This is a genomic window from Arsenicicoccus sp. UBA6765 (assembly GCF_002453335.1).
GTDB classification, from domain to species: domain Bacteria; phylum Actinomycetota; class Actinomycetes; order Actinomycetales; family Dermatophilaceae; genus Arsenicicoccus; species Arsenicicoccus bolidensis.
On sequence record NZ_DKGR01000057.1, the window covers coordinates 171601 to 196313 of the forward strand.

The window sequence follows — 24713 nt, forward strand, 5'->3', positions numbered from 1 at the left end:
TGGGGGACGTCCAGGTCCCCCGTGCTGGCGCGGGCTGCCCCTGGTCACATTGTGATCACCGGCGCGCGTGTGCCTCGGGGGCCGGGAGGGGCGGTCCCGTAGCCTGCGGAGCATGGCGACCCGTGGCTCCACCAGCACCACACGCTCCACCTCGACGAGTCGTGGCGGATCGACGCGCCCCGGCTCGAGCAAGGGCGGCGCGACCCGCAAGCCTGCCCCGGGACGCACGCGCGACGGGGGTCTGCCGCTGCCCGTCAGGGCTCTGAGGGGCACCTGGATGGGGCTGGCCCATGTCGTCGGAGGGGGCGTGCGCAGCGTGGGACACGGAGCCGCAGACCTGGAGCCGGAGCACCGCCGCGACGGTGTCGGGTTCGCCCTGGTCGCCCTCGCGATCGTCGTCGCCGCGCGAGAGTGGTGGAACATGCCCGGCTGGCCCGGCGCGGTCGTCCACACGGTCGTCGCGGGCACCATCGGGTGCGTCGCGCTCGTCCTGCCCCTGGTCCTGCTGGGGTTCGGGCTGCGCGTGCTGCGCGCCCCGGACGACGGCCACGCCACCAACCGCATCGCCATCGGCTCGTTCGCCCTCCTGCTCGCCACCTGCGGGATCGTGCACATCGCCAAGGGCCTGCCCACGCCGAGCGGCAGCGCGGAGGAGATGCAGGCCGCCGGCGGCATCATCGGCTTCCTCGCCTCCAGCCCGCTGGCCGCAGCCGTGAGCATCTACGGCGCCGTCCCCATCCTCGTGCTGCTGGGGATCTTCGGCCTGCTCGTCGTGACGGCGACGCCCGTCCACCAGGTGGGTCCGCGGCTGCGGGGCGCCTACCTGCGGCTCTTCCACGGTGAGGGCGCCGAGAGCGACGGTGGTCACGACGGGACGCCCGGCCACGGCCAGGACCTGATGGCGCAGCGCGCCGGTGGGGCGACCCGGCGCCGCCGCGGCCGGACCGACGCCGACCTCGACGAGCGTGCCGGTGACGAGGCCTACGAGCAGGCCGCCGTGGTCGAGCCGACCGGCCGGTCCGCCCGTCCCGGCCTGCGGCCCGGGCAGAAGCGCCCCGTCGGCGCCGAGGCCGAGGCCCTGCGTCGCGCCCGCGACAACGCCGCGGCCCAGGGGCACGCGCCCACCGCGGATGGCTCTCAGGGTCCAGCGGATTCCACCGATCCCAGCGACCCCAGCGATCCCACCGGGCTCCACGACGCCGCCAGTGTCCCTGGAGCGCGGCGCACCGAGGGCGCCCGCCCCGCCGCCTCTGCGCCGGTCCCGAGCAAGCCGCAGCTGGAGGCGCCGCCGACCGAGCCGCTGCCGCAGCGGGTCGAGCAGCTGGCCCTCGCCGGCGACATCACCTACCACCTGCCCGAGGACTCGATCCTCAAGCCCGGCCCGCCCCACAAGGAGCGCAGCGCCGCCAACGACCGTGTCGTCGACGCCCTCACCGGCGTGCTCGACCAGTTCGACATCGACGCCCAGGTCACCGGGTTCACCCGTGGCCCGACGGTCACGCGCTATGTCGTGGAGCTGGGCCCCGGCGTCAAGGTCGAGCGCATCACCGCGCTGTCCAAGAACATCGCCTACGCGGTGGCGAGCGCCGACGTCCGCATCCTGTCGCCCATCCCCGGCAAGTCGGCGATCGGCGTCGAGATCCCCAACACCGACCGCGAGAACGTCTGCCTCGGCGACGTCCTGCGCTCCCAGGTGGCGCGCAACAACACCCACCCGATGGTCATGGGCGTCGGCAAGGACGTCGAGGGCGGCTATGTCATCGCCAACCTCGCCAAGATGCCGCACATGCTCGTGGCCGGAGCGACCGGCGCGGGCAAGTCGAGCTTCGTGAACTCGCTGATCACCTCGATCCTCATGCGGTCGACCCCGGACGAGGTCCGGATGATCCTGGTGGACCCCAAGCGCGTCGAGCTGACGGCATACGACGGCATCCCGCACCTGATCACCCCGATCATCACCAACCCCAAGAAGGCCGCCGAGGCGCTGCAGTGGGTCGTGCGCGAGATGGACCAGCGCTACGACGACCTCGCCAACTTCGGCTTCAAGCACGTCGACGACTTCAACAAGGCGGTGCGTGCCGGGCAGGTCAAGCCGCCCGCCGGGTCGGAGCGGGAGATCCACCCCTACCCCTACCTCCTGGTCATCGTCGACGAGCTCGCCGACCTGATGATGGTCGCGCCGCGCGACGTGGAGGAGTCGATCGTCCGCATCACCCAGCTGGCGCGCGCCGCGGGCATCCACCTCGTGCTGGCGACCCAGCGTCCCTCCGTGGACGTCGTCACCGGCCTGATCAAGGCCAACGTCCCCAGCCGGATGGCGTTCGCCACCTCCTCGCTCGCCGACTCCCGCGTCGTCCTCGACCAGCCGGGCGCCGAGAAGCTCATCGGCCAGGGCGACGCGCTGTTCCTGCCGATGGGTGCCTCCAAGCCGATGCGCGTCCAGGGCGCCTGGGTCACCGAGTCCGAGATCAGCGAGGTGGTCAAGCGGGTCACCGAGCAGCTCAAGCCGAGCTATCGCGAGGACGTCGCGGTCGTGGCGCCCACCAAGCAGATCGACGACGACATCGGCGACGACCTCGACCTGCTGCTGCAGGCCACCGAGCTGGTCGTGACGACGCAGTTCGGCTCGACCTCGATGCTGCAGCGCAAGCTGCGCGTCGGCTTCGCCAAGGCGGGTCGGCTCATGGACCTGCTCGAGTCCCGCGGCGTCGTGGGTCCCTCCGAGGGCTCCAAGGCGCGCGACGTGCTCATCAAGCCGGACGACCTGCCCACGACGCTCGCCGTCATGCGTGGGGACGAGCCCCCGGCGGCCCCCGAGGCAGCCGCGCCCGTGGCCGGTCCTGCGGCCGGCGGTGACCGGTATGCCGGAGCGAGCGACGACATGGCGACCGGCCGCGTCGTCGAGGGTGAGGGCGACGAGGAGTCCGAGGACGCCTGGGCGCTGACCGATCGCGGCTCCGAGCGCTACTGACGCCGCGTGACCGCGTCGAGGACGCGCAGGACGTTTCGGTGGGTCAGGGCCTCCAGGTCGGTCCGGCTCCACCCCCGCGCCTCGAGGACGGCGAGCAGGGCGGGATAGGTGCTGACGTCACCGAGCCCCGCGGCGACCAGCGGCGTCCCGTCGTAGTCCGCCCCGATGCCGATGTGCTCCACGCCGACGAGCTCGCGGACGTGCTCGACGTGGGCGGCCACGTCGTCGATCCCGGCGGCCCGCTCGTCCGCGGCGACGAACTTCGGCACGAACGGGATGCAGCACACCCCACCGGTCGCGGCCGCCGCCACCAGGACGTCGTCCGGGACGTTGCGGACGTGATCGGTGACGGCGCGCGCCCCCGAGTGGGTGAACAGCACCGGGTTGGCGGTGGTGGCGAGCGCATCGCGCATGGCGTCGGCCGAGACGTGGGACAGGTCGACGATCATCCCGAGCCGGTCCAGCTCACGGACGACCTCGTGGCCGTATGCCGACAACCCGTGGTGCACGGGCACGTCCGTGGCGCTGTCGGCCCAGGGGGTGTTGTCGTTGTGCGTGAGCGTGAGGTAGCGCGCCCCCATGGCGCGCAGGACCCGCAGGACGCCGAGGGAGGACCCGATCGAGTGGCCGCCCTCGACGCCGATCAGCGACGCGAGACGCCCGTCCGCCCAGGCCGCCTCGACGCCCGGGACGTCGACGGCGAGGGCGAGGCGGTCGGCATACGAGGCGATCATGCGGTGCACCAGGTCGAGCTGGTCGAGGGTGGCGACCACGGCCTCGGGCTCGGGCAGGGCGCAGGAGACGTAGACCGACCAGAACTGACCACGCAGGCCGCCACGCGACGCCCTGGCCCAGTCGGTGTGGAGCGTGGGCTGGTCGGCGCGCAGGTCCACCGCCGTCGGGTCGCCCGCCCACCGCTCGCGCAGCTGCCACGGCAGGTCGTTGTGGGTGTCGAGCACGGGCAGAGGGTTCGTCGCCAGGTCGGGCATGCCGCCATTCAACCGCAGGGCAACTAGGGTTGACCCATGACCTCCCAGCCGATCGAGACCGACCTGCAGCCCTCCCGGACGGTGGCGGTCGTGACGCTCGGGTGCGCGCGCAACGAGGTGGACTCCGAGGAGCTCGCCGGTCGACTGGCCGACGGGGGCTGGGTCCTCGTCGAGGACGCCGGGGACGCGGATGTCGCCGTCGTCAACACCTGCGGGTTCGTCGAGCAGGCCAAGAAGGACTCGATCGACGCCCTCCTCGAGGCGTCCGACCTCAAGGAGAACGGCCGCACGCAGAAGGTCGTGGCCGTGGGCTGCCTGGCCGAGCGCTACGGCAAGGAGCTGGCCGACCAGCTGCCCGAGGCCGACGCGGTGCTGGGCTTCGACTCCTACACCGACATGAGCTCGCACCTGCGCGCCATCCTCGCGGGCAGCACGCCCGAGGCTCACACGCCCGGCGACCGGCGCCGCCTGCTGCCGTTGTCCCCGGTGGACCGCCAGGCCGCCTCCACGGGTGTCGCCCTGCCGGGCCACGGCGCCGACGCCGTCCACCACGGCGTCGCCCAGGTGCCGGACCTGCCCGAGGGCGTCGCGCCCGACAGCGGCCCGCGCGTGGTGCGCCGTCGCCTCGACGGGCGCCCCTGGGCACCCCTCAAGATCGCCTCCGGCTGCGACCGGCGCTGCGCCTTCTGCGCGATCCCGGCCTTCCGGGGATCGTTCGTGTCACGGCGCCCCGCCGACGTCCTGGCCGAGGCTCGCTGGCTGGTCGACCAGGGCGTGCGCGAGGTCTTCCTCGTCTCCGAGAACTCCACGTCCTACGGCAAGGACCTCGGTGACCTGCGGCTGCTCGAGTCCCTGGTCGAGTCGCTCGGCGAGGTCGAGGGGCTTCCGCGCATCCGCGTCTCCTACCTCCAGCCCGCCGAGATCCGACCCGGTCTGATCGAGACGCTGCTCGCCGTGCCGACCGTGGTGCCCTACTTCGACATCTCCTTCCAGCACGCCAGCGAGCCGGTGCTGCGCCGGATGCGGCGGTTCGGGTCCACCGAGGCCTTCCTCGCGCTGGTCGAGCAGATCCGGGCGATCCGGCCCGACGCCGGCATCCGGTCCAACGTCATCGTGGGCTTCCCCGGCGAGACCGAGGACGACGTGGCCGAGCTGGAGCGCTTCCTCACGGCGGCACGGCTCGACGTCGTCGGCGTCTTCGGCTACTCCGACGAGGACGGCACCGAGGCCGAGGGCTATGCCGACAAGGTCGACGAGGACGTCGTCGCCGAGCGCGTGGCCCGCGTGCAGTCGCTGGTCGACGAGCTCATGGCCCAGCGGGCCGAGGAACGGGTCGGGTCCGTGGTCGAGGTGCTGGTCGAGTCCTTGGAGCGAGCGGACGGCGATTCTGGCGGCGACACTGGTGCTGGTGCTGACGCTGAGGTGGAGGTCCAGGGTGTCGGCGACGAGGTCGAGGTGGTCGGGCGCTCGCCCTTCCAAGGCCCCGACGTCGACGGCGTGACCCTGCTGTCGTATGCCGACGGCGCGACCCTGCCTCGCGTGGGTGACCTCGTCCGCGCGACGGTGGTGGCCAGCGAGGGCGTTGACCTCGTGGCCGAGCCTCTGGCCGAGCCGCTGTCGCCGGAGCCCCGGACGCAGCAGGCACCCGAGCCGCTGGAGCCGGGGGCGGAGCGGTGAGCGCGCCCGTCACGCCCGGCGGCCGCGCCCCTCAGCGGCACGTCAGCAACTGGAACATCGCCAACGCGCTGACCATGCTGCGCATCCTGCTCGTCCCGGTGTTCGTGTGGCTGCTCATGCGCCAGGGCGGTCTGGACGCGAGCGACCGGTGGTGGGCCTGGGGTGTCTTCGTCCTGGCGTCGATCACCGACAAGATCGACGGCGACCTGGCGCGCTCTCGAGGCCTGATCACCGACTTCGGCAAGCTCGCGGACCCCATCGCCGACAAGGCCCTCATGGGCGCCGGACTCATCTGCCTGTCGCTCGTCGGCGACGTGTGGTGGTGGGTGACGATCGTCATCCTCGTGCGCGAGATCGGCATCACCCTGCTGCGCTTCGTGGTCATCCGCTACGGCGTGATGGCGGCCAGCCGCGGGGGCAAGCTCAAGACCATGCTGCAGGCCGTCGCGCTCGGCATGTACGTCCTGCCCGGCAACGACCTGTGGCACTGGGCCTGCGCCGTCGTCATGGCCGCGGCCCTCGTGGTCACCGTCGTCACCGGCGTCGACTACCTCCTCGCCGCGCACCGGCTGCGGCGCGACGCGCGCCGCGGCGGCGGGGTGTGACGGCGGCCAGGGAGGTGGACCTGGCGTCGCGGCTCATCGCCCGGCTGGCCGGTCGCGGGCTGACCGTCGCCACCGCCGAGTCGCTCACGGGTGGGCTCGTGGTCGCCGAGCTCGTAGCTGTGCCGGGTGCGAGCGCCGTGGTGCGTGGCGGGGTGGTCGCCTACGCCTATGACGTCAAGGCGAGCGTGCTGGGCGTCGATGAGGACCTGCTGGCGGCCCGAGGCGCGGTCAACGACGACGTCGTCCGACAGCTGGCCGAGGGCGCGCGTCGGGTCTGCCGGGCGGACGTCGGGCTCGCCACCACGGGAGTGGCAGGACCGGACCCCGCCGACGGTGAACCGGTCGGGACCGTCTACGTCGCCGTGGCCGACGAGCACGGTTGCGCGTCGTGGCGACTGGCGCTCGCGGGGGACCGCGCGACGATCCGCGCCGCGACGGTGCAGACCGTCATCGGACGAGCCCTGGAACGTCTCGGCTGAGTCGGGTGTTGTCCAGGGAGTGCTCTGACGGCGCTGCTCCGACTGAGGGGCGACCGCATGGCAGCACGGCCGCCGCAGGGCCGGCACGCTATCGTGGGCCTCGGATGTCCGTGCGGGTGAGAAGGGAGCGAGAGATGATCCTGCTGCGTCGTGAGCTGGGCCAGGTCCTGCGCGACCGCCGACGCTCGCTCGGTCGCACCCTGCGTGACGTGTCGGCGTCCGCCAAGGTCTCCCTCGGCTACCTGTCCGAGGTCGAGCGTGGCGAGAAGGAAGCGTCCTCCGAGCTCATCTCCTCGATCTGCGCCGCCCTGGACGTGCCCCTGTCGGTCGTCCTCGGCGACGTGTCCACCCGGGTCGCCGCCTCCGAGCGGATGTCCCGGCCCGTTCCCCTCCCCGTGGGTGCCGAGCGCGTGGCACCCGAGCGCGAGCCGGCCACGGCGACCGCCCGCTCCGCGGCCTGACCTACCCCAGGTAGTCACATCGACCGGCCTTCGCACGCCAGGCTGATGGACCTACCCCAGGTAGTCACATCGACCGGCCTTCGCACGCCAGGCCGATGTGACCGAGGCCGGTCGATGTGATCAACCCCGGCCGGTTTCTGCTGCGGTGCCTGCTCGACGTCCGGCCAGCGCCGCATCATCCGTTGCGGCTCGGCCCGCTCCGCCCCTCGCCGAGCGGACGCTGCCGTCGACCGTCGTCGTCCGGCCCCAGACCGCCCTGGCACACCGGGCAGTAGAACATCGCCCGGTCCTGCGGCGGCTCCCCGATGCGCGACAGCCGGACCGGCCCCCCACAGCCCCGACAGGGCAGGGCGCTGCGCCCGTGGACGAGCATCTCCTGACCTGGCACCAACGACCCTGTCGAGGTGGACTGCCGGAGCAGCTTGCTGCCATCGACCAACCTTTGCACCCGGGTGACGATGGCCCGCAGCTGGCCCGGGCCGAGCTCGCCGACGGGTGTCCACGGCCACACACGCTCCAGGTGCAGCACCTCCGCGTCCCACATCGTGCCGACGCCGGCGAGGTTGCGCTGGTCGAGCAGCGCCGCCCCGATGTGCCGGTCCGGGCGGCGCAGCAGGTTGGTGACGGCGACCTCGGGGTCCCAGTCGGGGCCGAGCAGGTCAGGGCCGAGATGTCCGACGAGGCGGCCTTCGTCGGCCGTGCGGACGAGGTCGATCATCCCGAGCTTGGTGCCGATCGCCGTGGCCGTCTCGCAGCCCACGACGGCGCGCACGTCCGTGTCCCGCAGGTGCCGCAGCGTCAGCCGCGCGGGGTCGTGCGTGCGCCACGACCCGTCCATCCGCAGGTGCGAGTGCAGCGTGAGCCCGTCGTCGAGCCGGTGCAGGATGTGCTTGCCGCGCGGGACGACCTCGACCGTGGTGCGCCCCCGCAGGTCGGCGGTGGCCAGCGAGGGCCAGCGCAGGTCGCAGTCGGTGACCACGCGCCCGGCCAGCGCCCGGTGGAGGCGCCGGGCGGTGCGCCATACGGCATCTCCCTCGGGCATGGGCTGATCCTGGCACGACCGGTCGTATGCCGGGAGCCCGGCGCGTCGCGGGGCTCAGGCGTCGGGCTGGAACCCGATCAGCCAGTGCAGCCCGAACCGGTCGATCACCTGCCCGTCCCAGTCGCCCCACGGGCGTCGCTGCAGGTCGTCGACGACGGTGCCACCGTCCGCGAGGGCGTCGAACCATCGCCGCGAGGTGTCGGGGTCGCCGGCACCGAGCAGGGCCAGCATGAGGCCGGTCGTGTGCACGGGGTCCTCGCCGTCGGCTGCGTCCGACCCGAAGATCGTGATCGGACCGGTCAGCTGGCCGTGCCCGATCGCGTCGAGGGGCTCGTCGGTGCGCTGGAGGTCGCCGCGGGTGTGCAGGCTCAGCTCCCCGCCAAAGATCCGCTGGTAGGCGCTGAGCGCCTCTCGGGTCGTGCCGGGGAACGTGACGTAGGGGGAGGGAGCGCTCATGTGGACACCGTACACACCCAGCGGGCAGAAGGGGAGGGCCGGCGTCGAATCAGCCCTGGACGAGGCAGAAGGGGTGACCCGCTGGGTCGAGGTAGACGCGGAAGTCGCCCTCCTGCGTGGGCTGGTGCTCGTGCACCCGTGCGCCGAGCTCGAGGACGCGCGGCTCGGCGGCATCGATGGCAGGGACGCTCAGGTCCAGGTGGAACTGCTGCGGGTGTGCGCCACCGGGCCAGGTCGGGGCGACGTAGTCGTCGATGCGCTGGAAGGCCAGTGTCGCTCGCCCGTCCGGGTTGTCCTTCGAGACCCCGCCGCCCGGGGGGACGAGGTTGACCCAGTCGCGGTCGGCGCCGTCCTCCAGCTCGTAGCCGAGCAGGGCGCCGTAGAAGCGACCGAGCTCGAGGGCGTCTGGGCAGTCCAGGACGATGAGGTCGAGCTTGGGGGTGATGTCCATGGCAGGACCGTAGCGACGATTGCGGACGGCTCGCGTCCGGTAGCCGCGATCAACGGGGCCGCTCCGGGGGATAGGTGGGATAGGTGACCGAGGTGCCCTCGACATGGGCGAAGGAGGTGAGCGTGTGCTCGCTCGTCCTGGCCGGGCCCATGATGTCGACGACCTGCACCCCGCGGACCACAAGTGCGTCGGCCACGAGCGAGCGGTGGCACCGCCAGGGCACGGCCTCGGCGCACATGATGGCCGTCCGGCGCTCGCCCGCCAGGTCCACGAGATCGTCCACCGCCGCACCGAACTCGGGCGTCTGCATGTAGTCGGCGTAGCCGCGGAAGGACGCGTTGCGCCAGGCTCCGTTGACCGACTCCGGCACCCCCTTGCGCAGGCCGCCCAGATCCTTGCGATAGACGTACCGGACTCCGTGCTCCGGGAGCGAGCTCTCGAGGGCGTTCTGGGAGTACTGCGGGTTGTGGCGTGACCCCGGCACCGTGCGGATGTCGACCAGCTGGGTGATGTCGTGCTCGCGCAGCAGCCCGACGAGCTCCTCGATGGGGCGTGTCGAGTGCCCGACGGTCCAGATCGTCATGCGCCGAGCCCTGTCCAGCCCGTGTGCGGCCTCCATCCTGGCGTCGTCGCGAGCGGTGGAGCCGGCTCTGCTCGGTCGTCCCACGGTGTCACCGGCGCAGCCGCAGCCCGCGGGGGGTGTGGTGGAAGCCCGCGTCGGCCAGCGCCTGGACCAGGGGGTGGTCGGACCCGAGGAGCGCGGCGCCGTCGGCGCGCTCGACGCTGAGCCTGCCGAGCGCCCCACGATGCACCACGTCGGCCAAGGCCTTGGCGGCAGCGCCGAGGTCGGCGGGGTCCTCGCTGAAGGACAGCAGCGTCTTGCCGCCCCGCTCCACGTAGAGCACGAGCCGCCCGTCGACCAGGACGACGAGGGCGCCGGCCTTGCGTGCTGGACGATGCCTGCCGGCGTCGTCGGGACGCTCCGGCCAGGGGAGCGCGGCGCCGTAGACGTTGGCGGGGTCGGTGGCGGCCAGGACCAGGGCGGGACGCTCAGGCTGGGCGCCGCGTCGCTGAGCGCTCACCGACCAGGCGTCGCCGAGGTGCGCGAGCGGGCTGGCCGGCAGGCCGGCGCCCTGCTGGCCACCGGCCGTGTCGTCCAGGACCCGGCTGCCGGCGCGCAGGCGGTCCACCGCTCCCGCGGTCGCGAACTGGGACCCGCCCAGACCTTCCACGAAGTAGCCGCGTCGGACGCGGCCCGCCTCCTCTGCGGCCGCGAGGACGCGATAGACCGAGGCGAAGCCGCCCACGACCTCCTCGGCCACCGCACTGCCTCGGGTGACCACGCCGTAGCGGTCGAGCAGCAGCTCCGCCTGGGCCCACGCGCGGACGGTCGCGTCGGTCTCGGTGGCCGGCAGGACGCTCCAGCGTCCGACGCCGCGAGGGTCGGTGATGCGGACGGCGGAGGCGGGCCGAGCCAGACCGCTGCGTGGACCGCCCCCGCGCAGGGTGCCGAGCGTGCCTCGCCGCCCGCCGCGTCCGGACCGAGGTCCGCTGCGGCGCGGCTTGTGCGCCGTGTGGCCACCGTCGAGCAGGCCCCGCACGGCGGTGAACGTGTCGCCGGTGACGTGCCCACCCCAGACCAGGGCCCACAGGTCGTCGACGACCGTGGCGTCGGTGCCGCGTCCGAGAGCCGCGGCGAGGCCGGTGACGAAGTGTGCCCCGCCCAGCCGCAGGTGCTCGAGCAGCGCCAGCTGCTCGGCGCTGAGATCGGCGTCCGGGCCGGGGGCGGCCAGGGTCAGGTGGGAGGTGTCGGCCAGGTGCAAGGAGACCCAGCCGTCGTCTCCCGGCAGCGAGCCGTGGCCCTGCCACAGCACCTCACCGGTCGCCATCAGCTCGTCGAGCAGGGCAGGTGAGTAGTCGGGGACGCGGGCCGGCAGCACGAGCGTCTCCACGGCGCTGGCCGTCAGGCGCGCCCCGGCCAGCTGCTCCACGACCCGGGCCACGGCCTCGACGCCGCGGCTCCGGTCGCCGATGCCGTGCCAGGCGGGCACGAAGCGCGCCAGGTCGGTGACCGGGACCGGCTCGACCTCGGCGCGCAACGCGGCCAGCGAGCGGCGCCGCAGCGTGCGCAGGACCTGCACGTCGCAGTACTCGATCCCGTGCTGGCCACCACCGAGCTGCTCGGGCAGCAGCTCCCCCTCGACGAGCTGCCCGCGGCCTACCAGACGAGCCAGGGCGTGCGTGGCGACCGAGGTGCCGAGGCCGAAGGCCGCGGCGACGGCCGCGGCCGTGAACGGCCCGTGGGTGCGCGCGTAACGATGGACGAGCCCCCCGAGCGGGTCGTCGCCGCCGTCCAGCAGGCTGTCGGCGATGCCCGGAGGCACGGCCACCCCGAGCGCATCACGCAGCCGACCTGCGTCCTCGACGACGGCCCAGCGCTCCTCGTCGCTGATGCGGACCCGCACGACGCGGCGTGCCGACTCGAGTGCCTCCAGCCAGGTCGCGGCCTGCCCCTCGTCCGGGTAGGCGTCCTCGTCGACGACGGCGCAGCGTGCCGCGACCTCCGGGGTCGTCAACGGCCCCACGACGCGCAGGAGGTCGGCGACACCCTCGGCGTCCCGGCACCGTCGACCCGGCGAGAGTCGTTGCAGGTCGGCCTCCGTCGCCGTGATGACCTCGGGATCCAGGAGGTCCCGCAAGGAGCTGCCAGCGTCCTGGCCGAGCAGGTCCGACAGCAGGTCGGCGTCGAGGGAGAGCGCGGCGGCCCGGCGCTCGGCCAGGGGGGAGTCGCCCTCGTAGAGGTACTGGGCGACGTAGCCGAACAGCAGGCTCTTGGCGAACGGCGACGGCGTGGGCGTCTCGACCTCGACGACGCGGACGTCCCTCGACCGGACGCGCGTCATCAGGTCGATCAGGCCGGGGACGTCGAAGACGTCCTGGAGACACTCGCGCACGGCCTCGAGCACGATGGGGAAGGACGGGTAGCGGCTGGCCACCTCGAGCAGCTGGGCGGAGCGCTGCCGCTGCTGCCACAAGGCCTGGCGCTTGCCGGGCTGCCGCCTCGGCAGCAGCAGGGCGCGGGCGGCGCACTCCCGGAACCGCGCGGCGAACACGGCGGAGCCGCCGATCTCGGCCGTCACGAGGGCCCGCACGTCGTCCGGGTCGAGGGTGATCAGGTCGACGATCTCGCGGGTCCAGCCCGAGACGTCGCCAGCATCCCCGTCCGGCCCGTCGTGCCCGTCGAACGCATCGTCGAGGTCGGGCAGGCGCAGGATGATGCCGTCGTCGGCGTTCATCGCCTGCACGTCGTAGCCGAACCGCTCGCGGAAGCGGGCCGCCACGGCGAGGGCCCAGGGCGCGTGCACCTGCTGGCCGTAGGGGGAGTGGATCGCGATCCGCCAGTCCCCGATCTCGTCGCGGAAGCGCTCCACGACGACGGTCCGGTCGTCGGGCACCACGCCCGTCGCCTCGCGCTGCTCGCCGAGATAGTCGACGAGGTTGTCGGCCGCCCAGGCGTCCAGCCCGCCGTCGGACAGCCGTCGTATGGCGTCCTCCCGTGGCAGCCGGGAGAGCTCGCGCAGCTGTGCCCCCACCGCCGCACCGAGCTCGGCCGGGCGCCCGAGCTGGTCGCCCTTCCAGAACGGAAGCCGCCCGGGCTGGCCCGGGGCCGGGGTGACGAGCACCCGGTCGTGCGTGATGTCCTCGATCCGCCAGGCGGTCGAGCCGAGGGTGAAGACGTCGCCGACCCGCGACTCGTAGACCATCTCCTCGTCGAGCTCACCCACCCGTCGGCCGGGTCCGTCGCCGGTGGCGAGCATGACGGCATACAGCCCGCGGTCGGGGATGGTCCCGCCGCTGGTGACGGCCAGCCGCTGCGCACCGGGACGACCGGACACCGTGTCGGCGACGCGGTCCCAGACGATCCGGGGCCGCAGCTCGGCGAACTCGTCGCTGGGGTAACGCCCGGCGAGCATGTCGAGGGTGGCCTCGAGGACGGACCGGGGCAGGGACGCGTAGGGCGCCGCTCGCCGGACCAGCTGCTCGACGTCGCCCACGGTCCAGTCGTCCAGCGCGCACATGGCCACGATCTGCTGGGCGAGGACGTCGACGGGGTTGGCGGGGATGCGCAGCGCCTCGATCGCGCCGGCGCGCATGCGGTCGATGACCACGGCGGTCTGGACCAGGTCGGCGCGGTACTTGGGGAAGAACACGCCCCGGGAGACCGCCCCCACCTGGTGCCCGGCGCGGCCGACACGCTGCAGGCCGCTGGCCACGCTCGGGGGGCTCTCGACCTGGACCACGAGGTCCACCGCGCCCATGTCGATGCCGAGCTCGAGCGAGCTGGTGGCGACCACGGCGGGCAGGTGGCCGGACTTGAGAGCCTCCTCGATCTCCTGGCGGTGCTCCTTGCTCACGGATCCGTGGTGGGCCCGCGCCAGCACCGGTGCGGCGCCGTGGCTCTGCCCGGCCTGCCCCATGAGGTGCGCGGGGGTGCCGTGGGTGAGACGGGCAGGGGCGGGCAGACCGTCCGGGGCGATGGCGGCGGGCTCCGGCACACGGCCGTCCTCCTCCTCCTCCTCGGCGGGCTCCGGCACACGGCCGTCCTCCTCCTCCTCGGCGGGCTCCGGCACACGGCCGTCCTCCTCCTCCTCGGCGGGCGAGAGCCGCTCCTCCCACAGCTCGTTGAGACGTGCGGTGAGGCGTTCGGCCAGCCGTCGTGAGTTGGCGAAGACGAGGGTCGAGCGCTGCTGGGCGACGAGGTCGACGATGCGTTCCTCGACGTGGGGCCACACCGAGGCGGCCCGGCGCGGGTCCGTGTCGCCGGGTCCGTCGAGGTCGACCGGCGCGGCGGCTCCGAGCTCGGCCAGGTCGGGGACCGGCACGACGACCTGCAGGTCCCACTCCTTGGTCGAGGGGGGCTGGACGACGCTGACGGGCCGACCGCCCGCGAGGTAGCGCGCCACCTCCTCGACCGGGCGCACGGTCGCCGACAGGCCGACGCGGGTCGCGGGACGGTCCAGCAGGGCGTCGAGGCGCTCGAGGGACAGGGCGAGATGGGCCCCGCGCTTGGTGCCGGCGACGGCGTGGACCTCGTCGAGGATCACCGTCTCGACCCCGCGCAGGCTCTCTCGCGAGGCGGACGTGAGCAGCAGGAAGAGCGACTCGGGGGTGGTGATCAGCACGTCGCTCGGGCGGCGTTGGAAGGCGCGGCGGTCGGCGGCCGGGGTGTCCCCGCTGCGCACCGACACCGTCACCTCGGGGGGCGGGACGCCCAGCCTGCGAGCGGCGTGCTCGATGCCGACCAGGGGCGAGCGGAGGTTGCGCTCGACGTCGACGGCGAGCGCCTTCATCGGGGAGACGTAGAGGACGCGGCAGCGGCGCAGGGGGTCCTCGGGCGGCGGGGTCGCTCCCACCTGGTCCAGCGCCCACAGGAACGCGGCCAGGGTCTTGCCCGACCCGGTGGGGGCGACGACGAGGGTGTGCTGACCGGTCGACACGGCCTCCCACGCTCCGGTCTGGGCCGGGGTGGGCGCGGGGAAGCTGCTCCGGAACCACGCGCGGGTGGCGGGGGAGAAGCGGTCGAGGACGTCGCTGGTCATGGTGCGTCCAAGAGTGCCACGGGGGTCCGACATACCCCTGCTGCCCACGGCGCGACGACGAGGAGGTCCCCGACCAGCCGGCCGGGGACCTCCTCGATGGTGCTGCGCTCGGGCGTGGTGCCCGTGCTCGTGTCAGCGGCGGGTGTCGTCACCCAGGCCGTCGCGACGCGTGCCGCCGAGGCCGTCACGATCGGTGTCGGTGGTGCGGATCGCGGTGTCGCGGTCGACGTTGCTGTGGGTGACGTTGGTGTCGTGGTGCGTGCCCACGTGCTCGGTGCGGGTGTTGCGGTGGTCCACGTGGTCAGCGGTGTGGACCTCGTGCTTCTTGTTCTTCTTGAGCAGGCCGGCCAGGCCCAGCAGGCCGAGGAGGCCCCACAGGCCGGTCTTGTCGGACTCGGTCGTGGTGGTGGTCGTGGTGACCGAGGTGCTCGGCGAGGGCGTGGCCGTGTCGGCCATGGCGGCACCCGCGGGGACGACGGCGAAGGCCGTGGCGGCGACGGCGGTGAGGATGGTCTTGCGCATGATGATCAAACCTTTCGATCGGGGAGCGGGTCGACGGTGTCGTCGACGGAGCTGGAGGGGGACTGCTCAGTGAGAGCGGTCGTCGGTCCGGTTGGCCGTGGTGGCCTGGGTCGAGGTGGCACGCGTGGCGCCGGAGGCGCGACGCTGGTCGACCGCCTGCTTGCCCTTGAGCAGGCCGGCAAGGCCGAGGGCACCGAGGAGGCCGGCGAGGCCCCACATGCCGGAGTTGTCGTCGGCCACCTTGTCGTCGGCGGCGACGACGGTGACGCTGGGTGCGTGCTGGGCAGGCTGAGCAGCCATCGAGGGGGCAGCAGCGGCAGTGACCGAAGCGGCTCCGATCACGGCTGCGGCACCCAGGCGGGTCATGGTGCGGCGCATGATTTTCCTTTCGTCGTACGGTCGTTCGCTCTTTGTACTGCTTCATGTTTGCCAGGTGAGGGCAGGCTCATGCGGGAGGTTGGATGCGATCCATGTCATAGTCTGCGCGAGGTGTAACAGGTCACCCTGCGTACTCGTGCTGGTCACAGGCTCGGCGACTCCTGAGCGAACCGCGGCTTGCGTGACGCCGTTCGGGTGGCGAGTTGCACCTTCGTGACCTGAGCGACATGGTGTGCGGATGCGCCTGTCCGACCTCCGACGGCTCCTGGACGAGGAGTTCGGGCCCGGTTATGCCCCGACCGTGGCCGCCGACCACCGCATCTCCGGCCTCGGCAGCCGCACGGCGGACGAGGCCGTCGCCGACGGGGTCCAGCCACGCACCGTCTGGTTGGCCCTGTGCGACGACTTCGAGGTCCCGGAGTCCCGCCGGCTCGGACGCGATCGCCCGCTGCGGCGCGACGCACCGCTGGACTGACGCCCGCGAGCAGGTCGTATGCCGGGTCCCGCCGTCTCGGTAGGGTCGCCCCCATGACGACCGGCGCCGCATCCCGCACCACCCGACCGGACTGGGACGACTACTCCCTGGGGGTCGCGGACGCCGTCGCCGTGCGGGCCGACTGCCGACGTCGTCAGGTCGGGGCCGTCATCGTCTCGGAGGACCGCCGGATCATCTCGACCGGCTACAACGGCGCGCCCTCGGGGCACCCGGGCTGCCTGGACGGCCACTGCCCGCGCGGGCTGCTGACCTACGAGCAGACACGCGAGTTCACCGACTACGACACGGGCCCGGGCCGGTGCGTCGCCGTGCACGCCGAGGCCAACGCGCTGCTCTACGCCCGGGCGGACTGCCGCGGGGCGACGGCATACGTCACGGCCCGTCCGTGCCCGACCTGCCGCAAGCTCCTCGCCGGGGCCGGTGTGGTGCGCTCGCTGCACCGTGAGCCGGAGGGGCGCGTCATCGCGGACGACCTGTCCCGATCCATCGTGCTCTGACCGTCCCAGGGTCGCGCGACACGCAGCGCGCCAATGCCCGACATCGAAATTGTGTTCGGTAGAGTCATCCACAGGAGCTCCGGCCGAGCGCAGCATCGTCCACAGGTCGTCACGACCCAGGGAGGGTCTGTCAGTGGTGGCTCCTAGCGTCTGACCCGAGACATCAACCACGTCACGGGTTGCCGGTGGGCGCGATCCGACGAGAGACAAGGACAGCAGTCATGGCAGCAGTCACCCCCATCAAGGGTTCCAAGGCCCCGGCCGACCCCAAGGACGCGAAGTTCCAGGCGCTGTCCTCGGTCCTCGGGCAGATCGAGAAGTCGCACGGCAAGGGCGCGGTCATGCGCCTCGGCGACGACGTCCGGCCCCCGATCGAGGTCATCCCGACCGGGTCGATCGCCCTCGACGTGGCCCTCGGGATCGGCGGCCTCCCGCGCGGTCGTGTCATCGAGATCTACGGCCCCGAGTCCTCGGGAAAGACCACGGTCGCCCTGCACGCGGTGGCCAGCGCCCAGCGCAACGGCGGCATCGCCGCGTTCATCGACGCCGAGCACGCCCTCGACCCGGAGTACGCCAAGAAGCTCGGCGTCGACACGGATGCCCTGCTGGTGTCCCAGCCCGACACGGGTGAGCAGGCGCTGGAGATCGCGGACATGCTGATCCGCTCCGGCGCGCTCGACATCATCGTCATCGACTCCGTGGCGGCCCTGGTGCCCCGCGCCGAGATCGAGGGTGAGATGGGCGACAGCCACGTCGGCCTGCAGGCCCGCCTCATGAGCCAGGCGCTGCGCAAGATCACCGGTGCCCTGTCCACGAGCGGCACCACCGCGATCTTCATCAACCAGCTCCGCGAGAAGATCGGCGTCATGTTCGGCTCCCCCGAGACGACGACCGGTGGCAAGGCGCTGAAGTTCTACGCCTCGGTGCGCCTGGACGTCCGCCGCATCGAGACGCTCAAGGACGGCGCCGACGCGGTCGGCAACCGCACCCGCGTCAAGGTCGTCAAGAACAAGGTGAGCCCGCCGTTCAAGCAGGCCGAGTTCGACATCATCTACGGCGAGGGCATCTCGCGCGAGGGTGGCCTCATCGACATGGGGGTCGAGCAGGGCTTCGTCCGCAAGGCCGGCGCCTGGTACACCTACGAGGGCGACCAGCTCGGGCAGGGCAAGGAGAACGCCCGTCAGTTCCTCAAGGACCACCCCGAGGCCGCGGACGAGATCGAGCGCAAGATCAAGGAGAAGCTCGGCATCATCAAGCCGATCGATGCTCCCGTCTCCGAGATCCCCGCGGTCGAGCCCCCGGTCGAGTTCTGAGTCGTATGCCGGACCCCACCGCCCCAGGGCGTGGGAGCTGGAGCGGGGCCGCCTCGTGGGATCACACCCAGGAGACCGGCCCCGCTGCCGTCCCGACGCCCCTCGCTGCCGACCGACCGGATCTCGAGGCGCCCGTCCTCACCGACCGGTCAGATCCCGACGCCCTCGGTGCCGCCGATCGGTCAGTTCCGGACGCGAGGCTCGAACGCGCCCGCGAGGCCTTGGCGCGTGCGGAGTCCGGTGCGGCGCAGGGCGTTCCGGACTTCCTGCCCCGGGATGCGCAGGTCGCCCCCGCCACCTGGGAGGACCTGCGCACCGAGGGGCGTGAGGAAGCCAAGGCGCTGACCGCGCCGAAGGCGCCGAGGGCGCGTTCGGGGCGCGGCGGCGCGGCGATCGGCGGCAAGCGCGAACGATCCAAGCCCCGGCGCAGGGGCCGGGCCGAGGACCCGCCCGCGGAGGGCGCGGCCGCCGTCGACGCCGAGCCCGACCACGAGGACGTCGCGCGGCAGATCGTGCTGCGCCAGCTGGCCATGGCACCCCGCAGTCGCGCGCAGCTCGAGACCAAGCTCCGCCAGCGTGACTGCCCCGAGGACGTCATCACCCGCGTCCTCGACCGGATGACCGAGGTGGGGCTCGTGGACGACGAGGCCTACGCCGCGATGCTCGTCCGTTCGCAGCAGGCGACCAAGGGCCTGGCCAAGCGCGCCCTCGCGCACGAGCTGCGCAAGAAGGGCATCGACAAGGATCTGGCCGACGCGGCCCTCGACGAGGTCGATCCGGAGGAGGAGCGTCGCACCGCACGCGAGCTGGTCGACAAGAAGCTCCGCTCGATGGGCGGCCTGGCGGTGGAGGTCCAGACGCGTCGCCTCGCGGGCATGCTCGCGCGCAAGGGTTACGGCTCGGGGGTGGCCTACTCGGTCATCCGCGACGCCATCGCGGACGCCCCGGAGCATCAGCGCGACTAGCTCTCGCGGCTGGGGTGGTGGTGGCGGCCGCGGAGGTGAAGCGTGAGGCGGTCACAGCGAGTGCAGTGGCCTCTGGGCAGCGGGAATCATGCGCGCGTCGACGATCTCCTTGCCGTAGGGGAACAGCGTCACCGGGATGAGCTTGAGGTTGGCGACGGCCAGCGGGATCCCGACGATCGTGACCGCCTGCGCGGCAGCGGTGGTGAGGTGGCCGAGCGCCAGCCACCACCCGGCGATCAGGAACCACACGAGGTTGGCCACCCCGGACACCGGCCCCGCCCCGGGGGTCGTGACGACCGCCCGGCCGAACGGCCACAGCGCATAGCTCGCCATCCGGAACGACGCCACCCCGATGGGGATGGTCACGATGAACACGCACGCGATGATGCCCGCGATGACATAGGTCAACCACAGCCAGAACCCGCAGAACACGACCCAGATGAGATTGAGGAGCAGGCGCACGGTGACCTCCGAGGTGACGGGTGAGGTGCTGTCACCAGGGTCGACGTGCGACACGCCCACGGTGTTCCCGCCAGGTCCGGATTTCAGTGGCCCCTCAGGGATGTCCCGCAAGGACCGACCGACGTACCGACAGGCCGCGTGCCCGTCGTCTCGTCCCGACCTGCGACGCGCGCCCGCCCCGACCTAGGCTGGGAGACCCCCGACCCAAGGAGTCCCCGTGAGCGACCCGGCGTTCGAGATCGACATCGACCAGGCGGAGCAGCCGATCGTGCTCGCCCTCGACGTGGGGTCCACCGCCAGCCGTGGAGCGTTGTACGACGCCGCGGGTCGCCCGGCGGGCAAGCGGGCCAAGCGGCCGCACGCCTTCACCACCGCTGCGGACGGCACCTCGACGATCGATCCCGACGAGGTGGTCGCCGAGCTGACCGCGATCATCGAGGAGCTGCTCGAGCAGGTGGGCGACACGACGGTCGGGGGCGTCGCGATCGACACCTTCGCGTCGTCGCTGGTCGGCGTGGCCGAGGACGGGTCGCCGCTGACCCCCTGCATCACGTATGCCGACGCCCGCTGCGCGGACGAGGTCGCCGTCCTGCGCGAGGAGCTGGACGAGGCGGACGTCCAGCAGCGAACGGGCACCCGCATCCACACGAGCTATCTCGCGCCGCGGCTGCGGTGGTTCGCCCAGGAGCAGCCCGACCTGGCCGCGCAGGTGAGTCGTTGGATGTCCTTGGGGGAGTACGTCCTCCACCGGCTCATCGGGACCGCGGACCCGGGCACCTCGACGGCCGCGTGGACCGGCCTGCTCGACCGTCGGACGGGGGAGTGGGACGAGCGTCTGCTCGAGGTCGCCGGGGTGACGGCCGAGCAGCTGGGCAGGCCACGTGACCCCAGCGACACCCTCACGCCGGTCGTCGACGTGGGTGGCCGCTGGCCGGCCCTCGCGGAGGCTCGCTGGTTCGCGCCGATCACCGACGGGTTCGCCAGCAACCTCGGAAACGGCGCGACGGGGCCCGACACCGTGGTGGCGAGCCTCGCCACGAGCGGCGCGATGCGGGTGCTGATCGAGGGGGCGCCGGACGCGCTCCCGACCGGGCTGTGGAACTACCGCGTGGACGACCACCGCTCGCTCGTGGGCGGAGCTCTCAACGACGTCGGCCGGGCCGTGACCTGGGCCGAGGAGACGCTCCGGCTGCCCGAGGAGCGCGACGGGCTCGACGTCGTCCTGAGGGCTGTGCCGGACGCGGGGACCCCCTTGGTGCTGCCCTTCCTCACCGGCGAGAGGTCGACCGGGTGGGCCGGCGGCGCCCGTGCGGCCATGACGGGTCTGACCGTCTCGCACCAGGCAGCTGAGATCTTCCGCGCGCTGATGGAGGGCGTGGTGCTGAGCTATGCCCGCCTGGCGGTCCAGCTCGAGGAGGCGGCCGGCGCCCCCGAGCGCATCCTCGCCAGCGGCCGCGTCGGGCAGGACCTGCCGGGCCTGTTCGCCCTGCTCGCCCACGCCGTCGGCAAGCCCGTCACCCCCGTGACCATCAAGCGCGTCACCCTCCACGGCACGGCCCTGCACGCCCTCGAGGTGCTGGCCCCCGACGTCGAGCGAGCCGCCCCGACGACGGGCGACACCGAGCAGCCCGAGGCCGACGCCACCCAGCACTTCGCGGACCGGCTCGCCCGGTTCGAGGAGCTCTACGCCACGATCGTCGCCCCCACTCCCCGCCACTGACCTCACGAGGGCAGGCGGCGGGCGGCCGGCATACGGTCCCCGTGGCCCTCTTGAGCGCGCGGGGGGCACGATGCGGACGCGGCGCACGGCCCGGGTCGTGGGCGGCTAGGGTCGCGGGGTGTCCTCTCGTGCTGACCTGCGCTGGCTGCTGCCTGGCTTCGTCGCGGTGGCGCTGGTGTGCCGGCTGCCGATCACCAGCCTGCCACCCGCGCTGGCGACCATCAGCCGGGACCTCCAGCTCACGCCGACGCTCGCGGGGCTGACGACCACGCTGCCGCTGATCTGCTTCGGGCTGTTCGCGTTCGTCACGCCGTTCCTGGTGGCGCGGTGGGGGACCGAGCGCACCCTCCTCGCGGCCACCGCGCTGACCGTGGTGGGCGTGGTGGTGCGCAGCCTGCCGACCACGCCCACCTTCTACCTCGGCTCCGTCGCCCTCGGCCTCGGGATCGCCGTCATGAACGTCGTCCTCCCCGCCGTCGTCCGCAGCCGCTTCCCGGACCAGGTGCCGCAGCGGATGAGCCTCTACACCGTGTGCATGATCAGCGGCGCCTCCGCGGCCGCCGCAGCCACGGCGCCGCTGCTCCAGCACGGCCTGTCCTGGTCGTGGACCCTCGCGATCTGGGTGCTGCCCCTCACTGCGGCGCTGGTCCTGTGGGCCGCCGCCACCCGGGAGGTCGTGCGCCACCCGACCGGCGGTCACGCCTCGACCCCGCAGGCGCCGACGGGTATGGCGCACGTCGTGCGTCACCCGCGCACCTGGTGGACGGCTGCGTTCATGGGTCTGCAGTCGCTCTGCTTCTACATGCCGCTCACCTGGCTGCCCGCGATCCTGCGCAGCCACGGGGTGGCCCCCGCGACGGCGGGCGTCATGCTCGGGGTCTACATGGGCCTCGGGATCCCCGGCAGCTTCCTCGGACCGCGTATGGCGACGCACCGTCATGCCCCTCGCGTCCTCGCGGCGTTCTTCGCGGCGTACGCGCTGGGGGTCGTGGCGCTGCTGGGCAGCGCGACCACCGCGCTGCTCGGCGTGGTGGTCATGGGGTTCGGGCAGGGCGCGGGGATCGCCATCGCCCTGACCTTCATCGCCCAGCAGCGCGACCCGCACGACGTGCCCGCCGTCTCGGCCTTCGCGCAGGGCACGGGCTTCCTGCTGGCCGCGGTCGGCCCGGTGACGGCCGGCGCGGTCTACCAGGCCAGCGGGAGCTGGACCGTGCCCGTGCTGCTCATCCTCGCCGTCGCGCTGGCCCAGGCCGTGAGCGGCCTCGTCCTGTCACGGCCCGCCGCGGGCGCCGTATCGTCGTCGGGCGCGCCCACCCGCTAGCACTCAGGCCGGGCCCGGGGCCAGGTGCTCGCCGAAGAACGCCTGGATCCGCCCCCACGCGTCCTCCCGCGTCTGTGGCGAGGCCCCGAACCCCGCCACGCGCAGCAGGGGAGAGAGGACCGCCGGGCCGGGCGGCGCGTCGTTGAGGAAGGCGTGCCCCGCGTCCGGGTAGGAGACCACGTCGTGCGCCACGCCCGCCGACGCGAGCCTGGACCGGAGCGTGGCCGCAGCGCCCCGCAACGACGGGTCCTTCTCGCCATACGACCCGACGACCGGACAACTGCGCGAGAGGTCCTCGGGCACCTGGCCGTAGTTGGCGCTCGCGACGTCGTAGCGGTCGCGGTCGCAGGCCAGCAGGGCGAAGCCCCCGCCCATGCAGAAGCCGATCACCCCCGCACGCCCGGTGCACCAGGGCTGCGCGACCGCCCAGAGCCTGGCCGTCTCGAGGTCGACGAACGCCCGGCCCGTCCCGGACTGCATGGCCCGCATCGTCGCGACGAGGCACCGTTTGGCGCCGCCGTCGGCATACAGGTCGGGCACCACGACGACATAGCCCCAGCCGGCGATCCGGTCGGCGTGGCTGCGCATGTCGTCGTTGACGCCGAAGGCCTCCATCGCCATCACGACGGCCGGCCACGGACCCGACCCCTCCGGTCGAGCGACGTAGGCACGGAGCCGCTGCGAGCCCCCTCGCGCCCGGGATGCCTCGGCCAGGTCGATACCGCCAGTCACGAGCGTCATGGCTGCCAGGCTAGCTCTCGTCCGTGGCTGGCCTATCCTGGGTGACGCGATGAAGACCTATGACGTACGCACCCACGGGTGCCAGATGAACGTTCACGACTCCGAGCGACTGGCCGGCCTCCTCGAGACGGCGGGCTATGTCGACCTCGCGAGCCTCCCGACCGACGAGCGGCCCCCGACGGCCGACGTGGTGGTCTTCAACACCTGCGCCGTGCGCGAGAACGCCGACAACAAGCTCTACGGCAACCTCGGCCAGCTGCGTCCGGCCAAGCTCGCCAACCCCGACCTGCAGATCGCCGTCGGCGGCTGCATGGCTCAGAAGGACCGCGACACCATCGTCAAGCGGGCCCCCTGGGTCGACGTCGTCTTCGGCACCCACAACATCGGGTCCCTGCCGGCCCTGCTCGACCGCGCGCGCCACAACAAGGAGGCGCAGGTCGAGATCCTCGAGTCGCTCGAGACCTTCCCCTCGACGCTGCCGACGCGCCGCGACTCCGCCTACGCCGGCTGGGTGTCGATCTCGGTGGGCTGCAACAACACCTGCACCTTCTGCATCGTGCCGGCGCTGCGCGGCAAGGAGCAGGACCGGCGTCCCGGCGACATCCTCGCCGAGTGCCGCGCCCTGGTGGAGCAGGGCGTCGTCGAGATCACCCTGCTCGGCCAGAACGTCAACTCCTACGGCGTCGAGTTCGGTGACCGCGGGGCCTTCGCCAAGCTGCTGCGTGCGACCGGCGAGATCGAGGGCCTGGAGCGCGTCCGCTTCACGAGCCCCCACCCGGCCGCGTTCACCGACGACGTGATCGACGCGATGGCCGAGACGCCCAACGTCATGCCGAGCCTGCACATGCCGCTCCAGGCCGGCTCCGACCGCGTGCTCAAGGAGATGCGCCGGTCCTACCGCTCCGAGAAGTTCCTCGGCATCCTCGACCGCGTCCGCGACCGGATCCCGCACGCCGCCATCACGACCGACCTCATCGTCGGCTTCCCCGGCGAGACCGAGGCGGACTTCGCGGAGACGCTGCGGGTGGTCGAGGCGTCCCGCTTCTCGAGCGCGTTCACCTTCCAGTACTCCATCCGCCCCGGCACGCCCGCCGCCACCATGGACGACCAGGTGCCCAAGGCCGTGGTGCAGGAGCGCTTCGACCGGCTCATCGCCCTGCAGGACCGGATCTCCTGGGAGGAGAACCGCAGGCAGGAGGGGCGCACGGTCGAGGTGCTGGTCGCGCCGTTCGAGGGGCGCAAGGACGCCGAGACCGCGCGGATGTCCGGCCGCGCGCGCGACAACCGCCTCGTGCACTTCGCGGTGCCCGAGGGGGCCGAGCGCGCCCGGCCGGGCGACGTGGTCGAGGTCGACGTGACGTATGGCGCCCCCCACCACCTCGTCGCGGACGGGGCGCTCGCGGGAGGGACCTATCGCGCGCGTCGCACGGCGGGCGGGGACGCCTGGACCGCGCTGCAGGACGCGCCGGTGCCGGGCAAGCCCGCGGTCTCGCTGGGGATGCCGTCGATCGGCAGGCCCGCCGCGAGCGCGGTCACGGTGCGCAGCGGCCCCGCCTGCGGCGCCTGA

General features: G+C 72.8%; 22 protein-coding genes. 12 read left to right on the forward strand and 10 right to left on the reverse strand.

Features of this window, described 5'->3' with window-relative positions:
• Window positions 1–112: 112 nt before the first annotated feature.
• Window positions 113–2971: a DNA translocase FtsK gene (locus tag B4K29_RS15785; protein ID WP_286968087.1), complete on the forward strand. Its 2859-nt coding sequence runs from the start codon at window positions 113–115 to the stop codon at window positions 2969–2971.
• On the opposite strand, the gene B4K29_RS15790 is transcribed toward B4K29_RS15785, so the two are convergent.
• Complete coding sequence (locus tag B4K29_RS15790) at window positions 2965–3960, reverse strand: dipeptidase (RefSeq protein WP_286968089.1); 996 nt, start codon at window positions 3958–3960, stop codon at window positions 2965–2967. The genes B4K29_RS15785 and B4K29_RS15790 overlap by 7 nt on opposite strands.
• A gap of 36 nt (window positions 3961–3996) precedes the next feature.
• Between B4K29_RS15790 and rimO the strand changes: the two genes are divergently transcribed.
• The 4 genes from rimO to B4K29_RS15810 all read left to right on the forward strand — a co-directional run bounded on the left by rimO (window position 3997) and on the right by B4K29_RS15810 (window position 7182).
• Window positions 3997–5637 (forward strand): 30S ribosomal protein S12 methylthiotransferase RimO, encoded by a 1641-nt coding sequence (gene rimO / locus B4K29_RS15795; RefSeq protein ID WP_286968091.1) that lies wholly within the window; start codon window positions 3997–3999, stop codon window positions 5635–5637.
• Window positions 5634–6242, forward strand: a complete 609-nt coding sequence (pgsA, locus tag B4K29_RS15800; RefSeq protein WP_019284554.1) for a CDP-diacylglycerol--glycerol-3-phosphate 3-phosphatidyltransferase — start codon at window positions 5634–5636, stop codon at window positions 6240–6242. The genes rimO and pgsA overlap by 4 nt, the downstream gene beginning before the upstream one ends.
• Window positions 6239–6721: a CinA family protein gene (locus tag B4K29_RS15805; protein WP_286968093.1), complete on the forward strand. Its 483-nt coding sequence runs from the start codon at window positions 6239–6241 to the stop codon at window positions 6719–6721. The genes pgsA and B4K29_RS15805 overlap by 4 nt, the downstream gene beginning before the upstream one ends.
• Before the next feature lie 134 nt (window positions 6722–6855).
• Entirely contained in the window at window positions 6856–7182 is a 327-nt protein-coding gene (locus tag B4K29_RS15810) for a helix-turn-helix domain-containing protein (protein WP_029211782.1), read from the forward strand.
• 175 nt (window positions 7183–7357) lie between these two features.
• On the opposite strand, the gene B4K29_RS15815 is transcribed toward B4K29_RS15810, so the two are convergent.
• The 7 genes from B4K29_RS15815 to B4K29_RS15845 form a co-directional block, all read right to left on the reverse strand.
• Entirely contained in the window at window positions 7358–8224 is an 867-nt protein-coding gene (locus B4K29_RS15815) for a DNA-formamidopyrimidine glycosylase family protein (protein ID WP_019284556.1), read from the reverse strand.
• Between the two features lie 54 nt (window positions 8225–8278).
• Window positions 8279–8680, reverse strand: a complete 402-nt coding sequence (locus B4K29_RS15820; RefSeq protein ID WP_029211780.1) for a VOC family protein — start codon at window positions 8678–8680, stop codon at window positions 8279–8281.
• Between the two features lie 49 nt (window positions 8681–8729).
• Window positions 8730–9131 carry a VOC family protein gene (locus B4K29_RS15825; RefSeq protein ID WP_019284558.1) on the reverse strand — a complete coding sequence of 134 codons (402 nt, stop codon included), beginning with the start codon at window positions 9129–9131 and terminating at the stop codon, window positions 8730–8732.
• Between the two features lie 49 nt (window positions 9132–9180).
• A complete protein-coding gene (locus B4K29_RS15830; RefSeq protein ID WP_239264718.1) occupies window positions 9181–9714 on the reverse strand; it encodes a DUF488 family protein in 534 nt (177 codons plus the stop codon).
• A gap of 88 nt (window positions 9715–9802) precedes the next feature.
• On the reverse strand, window positions 9803–14731 hold the full coding sequence (locus B4K29_RS15835) for an Lhr family ATP-dependent helicase (protein ID WP_286968097.1): 4929 nt from the start codon (window positions 14729–14731) through the stop codon (window positions 9803–9805).
• Between the two features lie 132 nt (window positions 14732–14863).
• A complete protein-coding gene (locus B4K29_RS15840) occupies window positions 14864–15253 on the reverse strand; it encodes a WGxxGxxG family protein (protein WP_029211776.1) in 390 nt (129 codons plus the stop codon).
• Window positions 15254–15319: 66 nt separating this feature from the next.
• Window positions 15320–15631, reverse strand: coding sequence for a WGxxGxxG family protein (locus B4K29_RS15845; RefSeq protein WP_029211775.1), 312 nt, complete (start codon window positions 15629–15631; stop codon window positions 15320–15322).
• A 238-nt stretch (window positions 15632–15869) separates the two neighbouring features.
• On the opposite strand from B4K29_RS15845, the gene B4K29_RS15850 reads away from it, so the two are divergent.
• The 4 genes from B4K29_RS15850 to B4K29_RS18365 all read left to right on the forward strand — a co-directional run bounded on the left by B4K29_RS15850 (window position 15870) and on the right by B4K29_RS18365 (window position 18902).
• Entirely contained in the window at window positions 15870–16106 is a 237-nt protein-coding gene (locus B4K29_RS15850) for a DUF3046 domain-containing protein (protein ID WP_029211774.1), read from the forward strand.
• A 53-nt stretch (window positions 16107–16159) separates the two neighbouring features.
• The gene (locus B4K29_RS15855) at window positions 16160–16624 is read left to right on the forward strand and encodes a deoxycytidylate deaminase (RefSeq protein ID WP_286961315.1); all 465 of its coding nucleotides are present in this window, start codon (window positions 16160–16162) and stop codon (window positions 16622–16624) included.
• A gap of 221 nt (window positions 16625–16845) precedes the next feature.
• Window positions 16846–17937 (forward strand): recombinase RecA, encoded by a 1092-nt coding sequence (recA, locus tag B4K29_RS15860; RefSeq protein WP_029211772.1) that lies wholly within the window; start codon window positions 16846–16848, stop codon window positions 17935–17937.
• A gap of 5 nt (window positions 17938–17942) precedes the next feature.
• Window positions 17943–18902, forward strand: a complete 960-nt coding sequence (locus tag B4K29_RS18365) for a regulatory protein RecX (RefSeq protein WP_313666722.1) — start codon at window positions 17943–17945, stop codon at window positions 18900–18902.
• 51 nt (window positions 18903–18953) lie between these two features.
• Here the strand turns inward: B4K29_RS18365 and B4K29_RS15870 are convergent, their stop codons facing one another.
• Window positions 18954–19364, reverse strand: coding sequence for a YccF domain-containing protein (locus B4K29_RS15870; RefSeq protein WP_239264738.1), 411 nt, complete (start codon window positions 19362–19364; stop codon window positions 18954–18956).
• A 217-nt stretch (window positions 19365–19581) separates the two neighbouring features.
• Between B4K29_RS15870 and B4K29_RS15875 the strand changes: the two genes are divergently transcribed.
• Window positions 19582–21084 (forward strand): gluconokinase, encoded by a 1503-nt coding sequence (locus B4K29_RS15875; RefSeq protein ID WP_286968098.1) that lies wholly within the window; start codon window positions 19582–19584, stop codon window positions 21082–21084.
• Window positions 21085–21202: 118 nt separating this feature from the next.
• Window positions 21203–22405 (forward strand): MFS transporter, encoded by a 1203-nt coding sequence (locus tag B4K29_RS15880; protein ID WP_286961319.1) that lies wholly within the window; start codon window positions 21203–21205, stop codon window positions 22403–22405.
• A 3-nt stretch (window positions 22406–22408) separates the two neighbouring features.
• On the opposite strand, the gene B4K29_RS15885 is transcribed toward B4K29_RS15880, so the two are convergent.
• Window positions 22409–23146, reverse strand: coding sequence for a dienelactone hydrolase family protein (locus B4K29_RS15885; protein WP_286960355.1), 738 nt, complete (start codon window positions 23144–23146; stop codon window positions 22409–22411).
• A gap of 49 nt (window positions 23147–23195) precedes the next feature.
• Between B4K29_RS15885 and miaB the strand changes: the two genes are divergently transcribed.
• Window positions 23196–24713, forward strand: coding sequence for a tRNA (N6-isopentenyl adenosine(37)-C2)-methylthiotransferase MiaB (gene miaB, locus B4K29_RS15890; RefSeq protein ID WP_286961320.1), 1518 nt, complete (start codon window positions 23196–23198; stop codon window positions 24711–24713).

What these genes read in the sequence shown, in the direction of transcription:
- B4K29_RS15785 (WP_286968087.1), top strand. Translation starts at nt 113, where the DNA reads ATGGCGACCCGTGGCTCCACCAGCACCACACGCTCCACCTCGACGAGT.
- B4K29_RS15790 (WP_286968089.1), bottom strand. Translation starts at nt 3,960, where the DNA reads ATGCCCGACCTGGCGACGAACCCTCTGCCCGTGCTCGACACCCACAAC.
- rimO (WP_286968091.1), top strand. Translation starts at nt 3,997, where the DNA reads ATGACCTCCCAGCCGATCGAGACCGACCTGCAGCCCTCCCGGACGGTG.
- B4K29_RS15810 (WP_029211782.1), top strand. Translation starts at nt 6,856, where the DNA reads ATGATCCTGCTGCGTCGTGAGCTGGGCCAGGTCCTGCGCGACCGCCGA.
- B4K29_RS15815 (WP_019284556.1), bottom strand. Translation starts at nt 8,224, where the DNA reads ATGCCCGAGGGAGATGCCGTATGGCGCACCGCCCGGCGCCTCCACCGG.
- B4K29_RS15820 (WP_029211780.1), bottom strand. Translation starts at nt 8,680, where the DNA reads ATGAGCGCTCCCTCCCCCTACGTCACGTTCCCCGGCACGACCCGAGAG.
- B4K29_RS15825 (WP_019284558.1), bottom strand. Translation starts at nt 9,131, where the DNA reads ATGGACATCACCCCCAAGCTCGACCTCATCGTCCTGGACTGCCCAGAC.
- B4K29_RS15830 (WP_239264718.1), bottom strand. Translation starts at nt 9,714, where the DNA reads ATGACGATCTGGACCGTCGGGCACTCGACACGCCCCATCGAGGAGCTC.
- B4K29_RS15835 (WP_286968097.1), bottom strand. Translation starts at nt 14,731, where the DNA reads ATGACCAGCGACGTCCTCGACCGCTTCTCCCCCGCCACCCGCGCGTGG.
- B4K29_RS15840 (WP_029211776.1), bottom strand. Translation starts at nt 15,253, where the DNA reads ATGCGCAAGACCATCCTCACCGCCGTCGCCGCCACGGCCTTCGCCGTC.
- B4K29_RS15845 (WP_029211775.1), bottom strand. Translation starts at nt 15,631, where the DNA reads ATGCGCCGCACCATGACCCGCCTGGGTGCCGCAGCCGTGATCGGAGCC.
- B4K29_RS15850 (WP_029211774.1), top strand. Translation starts at nt 15,870, where the DNA reads ATGCGCCTGTCCGACCTCCGACGGCTCCTGGACGAGGAGTTCGGGCCC.
- B4K29_RS15855 (WP_286961315.1), top strand. Translation starts at nt 16,160, where the DNA reads ATGACGACCGGCGCCGCATCCCGCACCACCCGACCGGACTGGGACGAC.
- recA (WP_029211772.1), top strand. Translation starts at nt 16,846, where the DNA reads ATGGCAGCAGTCACCCCCATCAAGGGTTCCAAGGCCCCGGCCGACCCC.
- B4K29_RS18365 (WP_313666722.1), top strand. Translation starts at nt 17,943, where the DNA reads ATGCCGGACCCCACCGCCCCAGGGCGTGGGAGCTGGAGCGGGGCCGCC.
- B4K29_RS15885 (WP_286960355.1), bottom strand. Translation starts at nt 23,146, where the DNA reads ATGACGCTCGTGACTGGCGGTATCGACCTGGCCGAGGCATCCCGGGCG.
- miaB (WP_286961320.1), top strand. Translation starts at nt 23,196, where the DNA reads ATGAAGACCTATGACGTACGCACCCACGGGTGCCAGATGAACGTTCAC.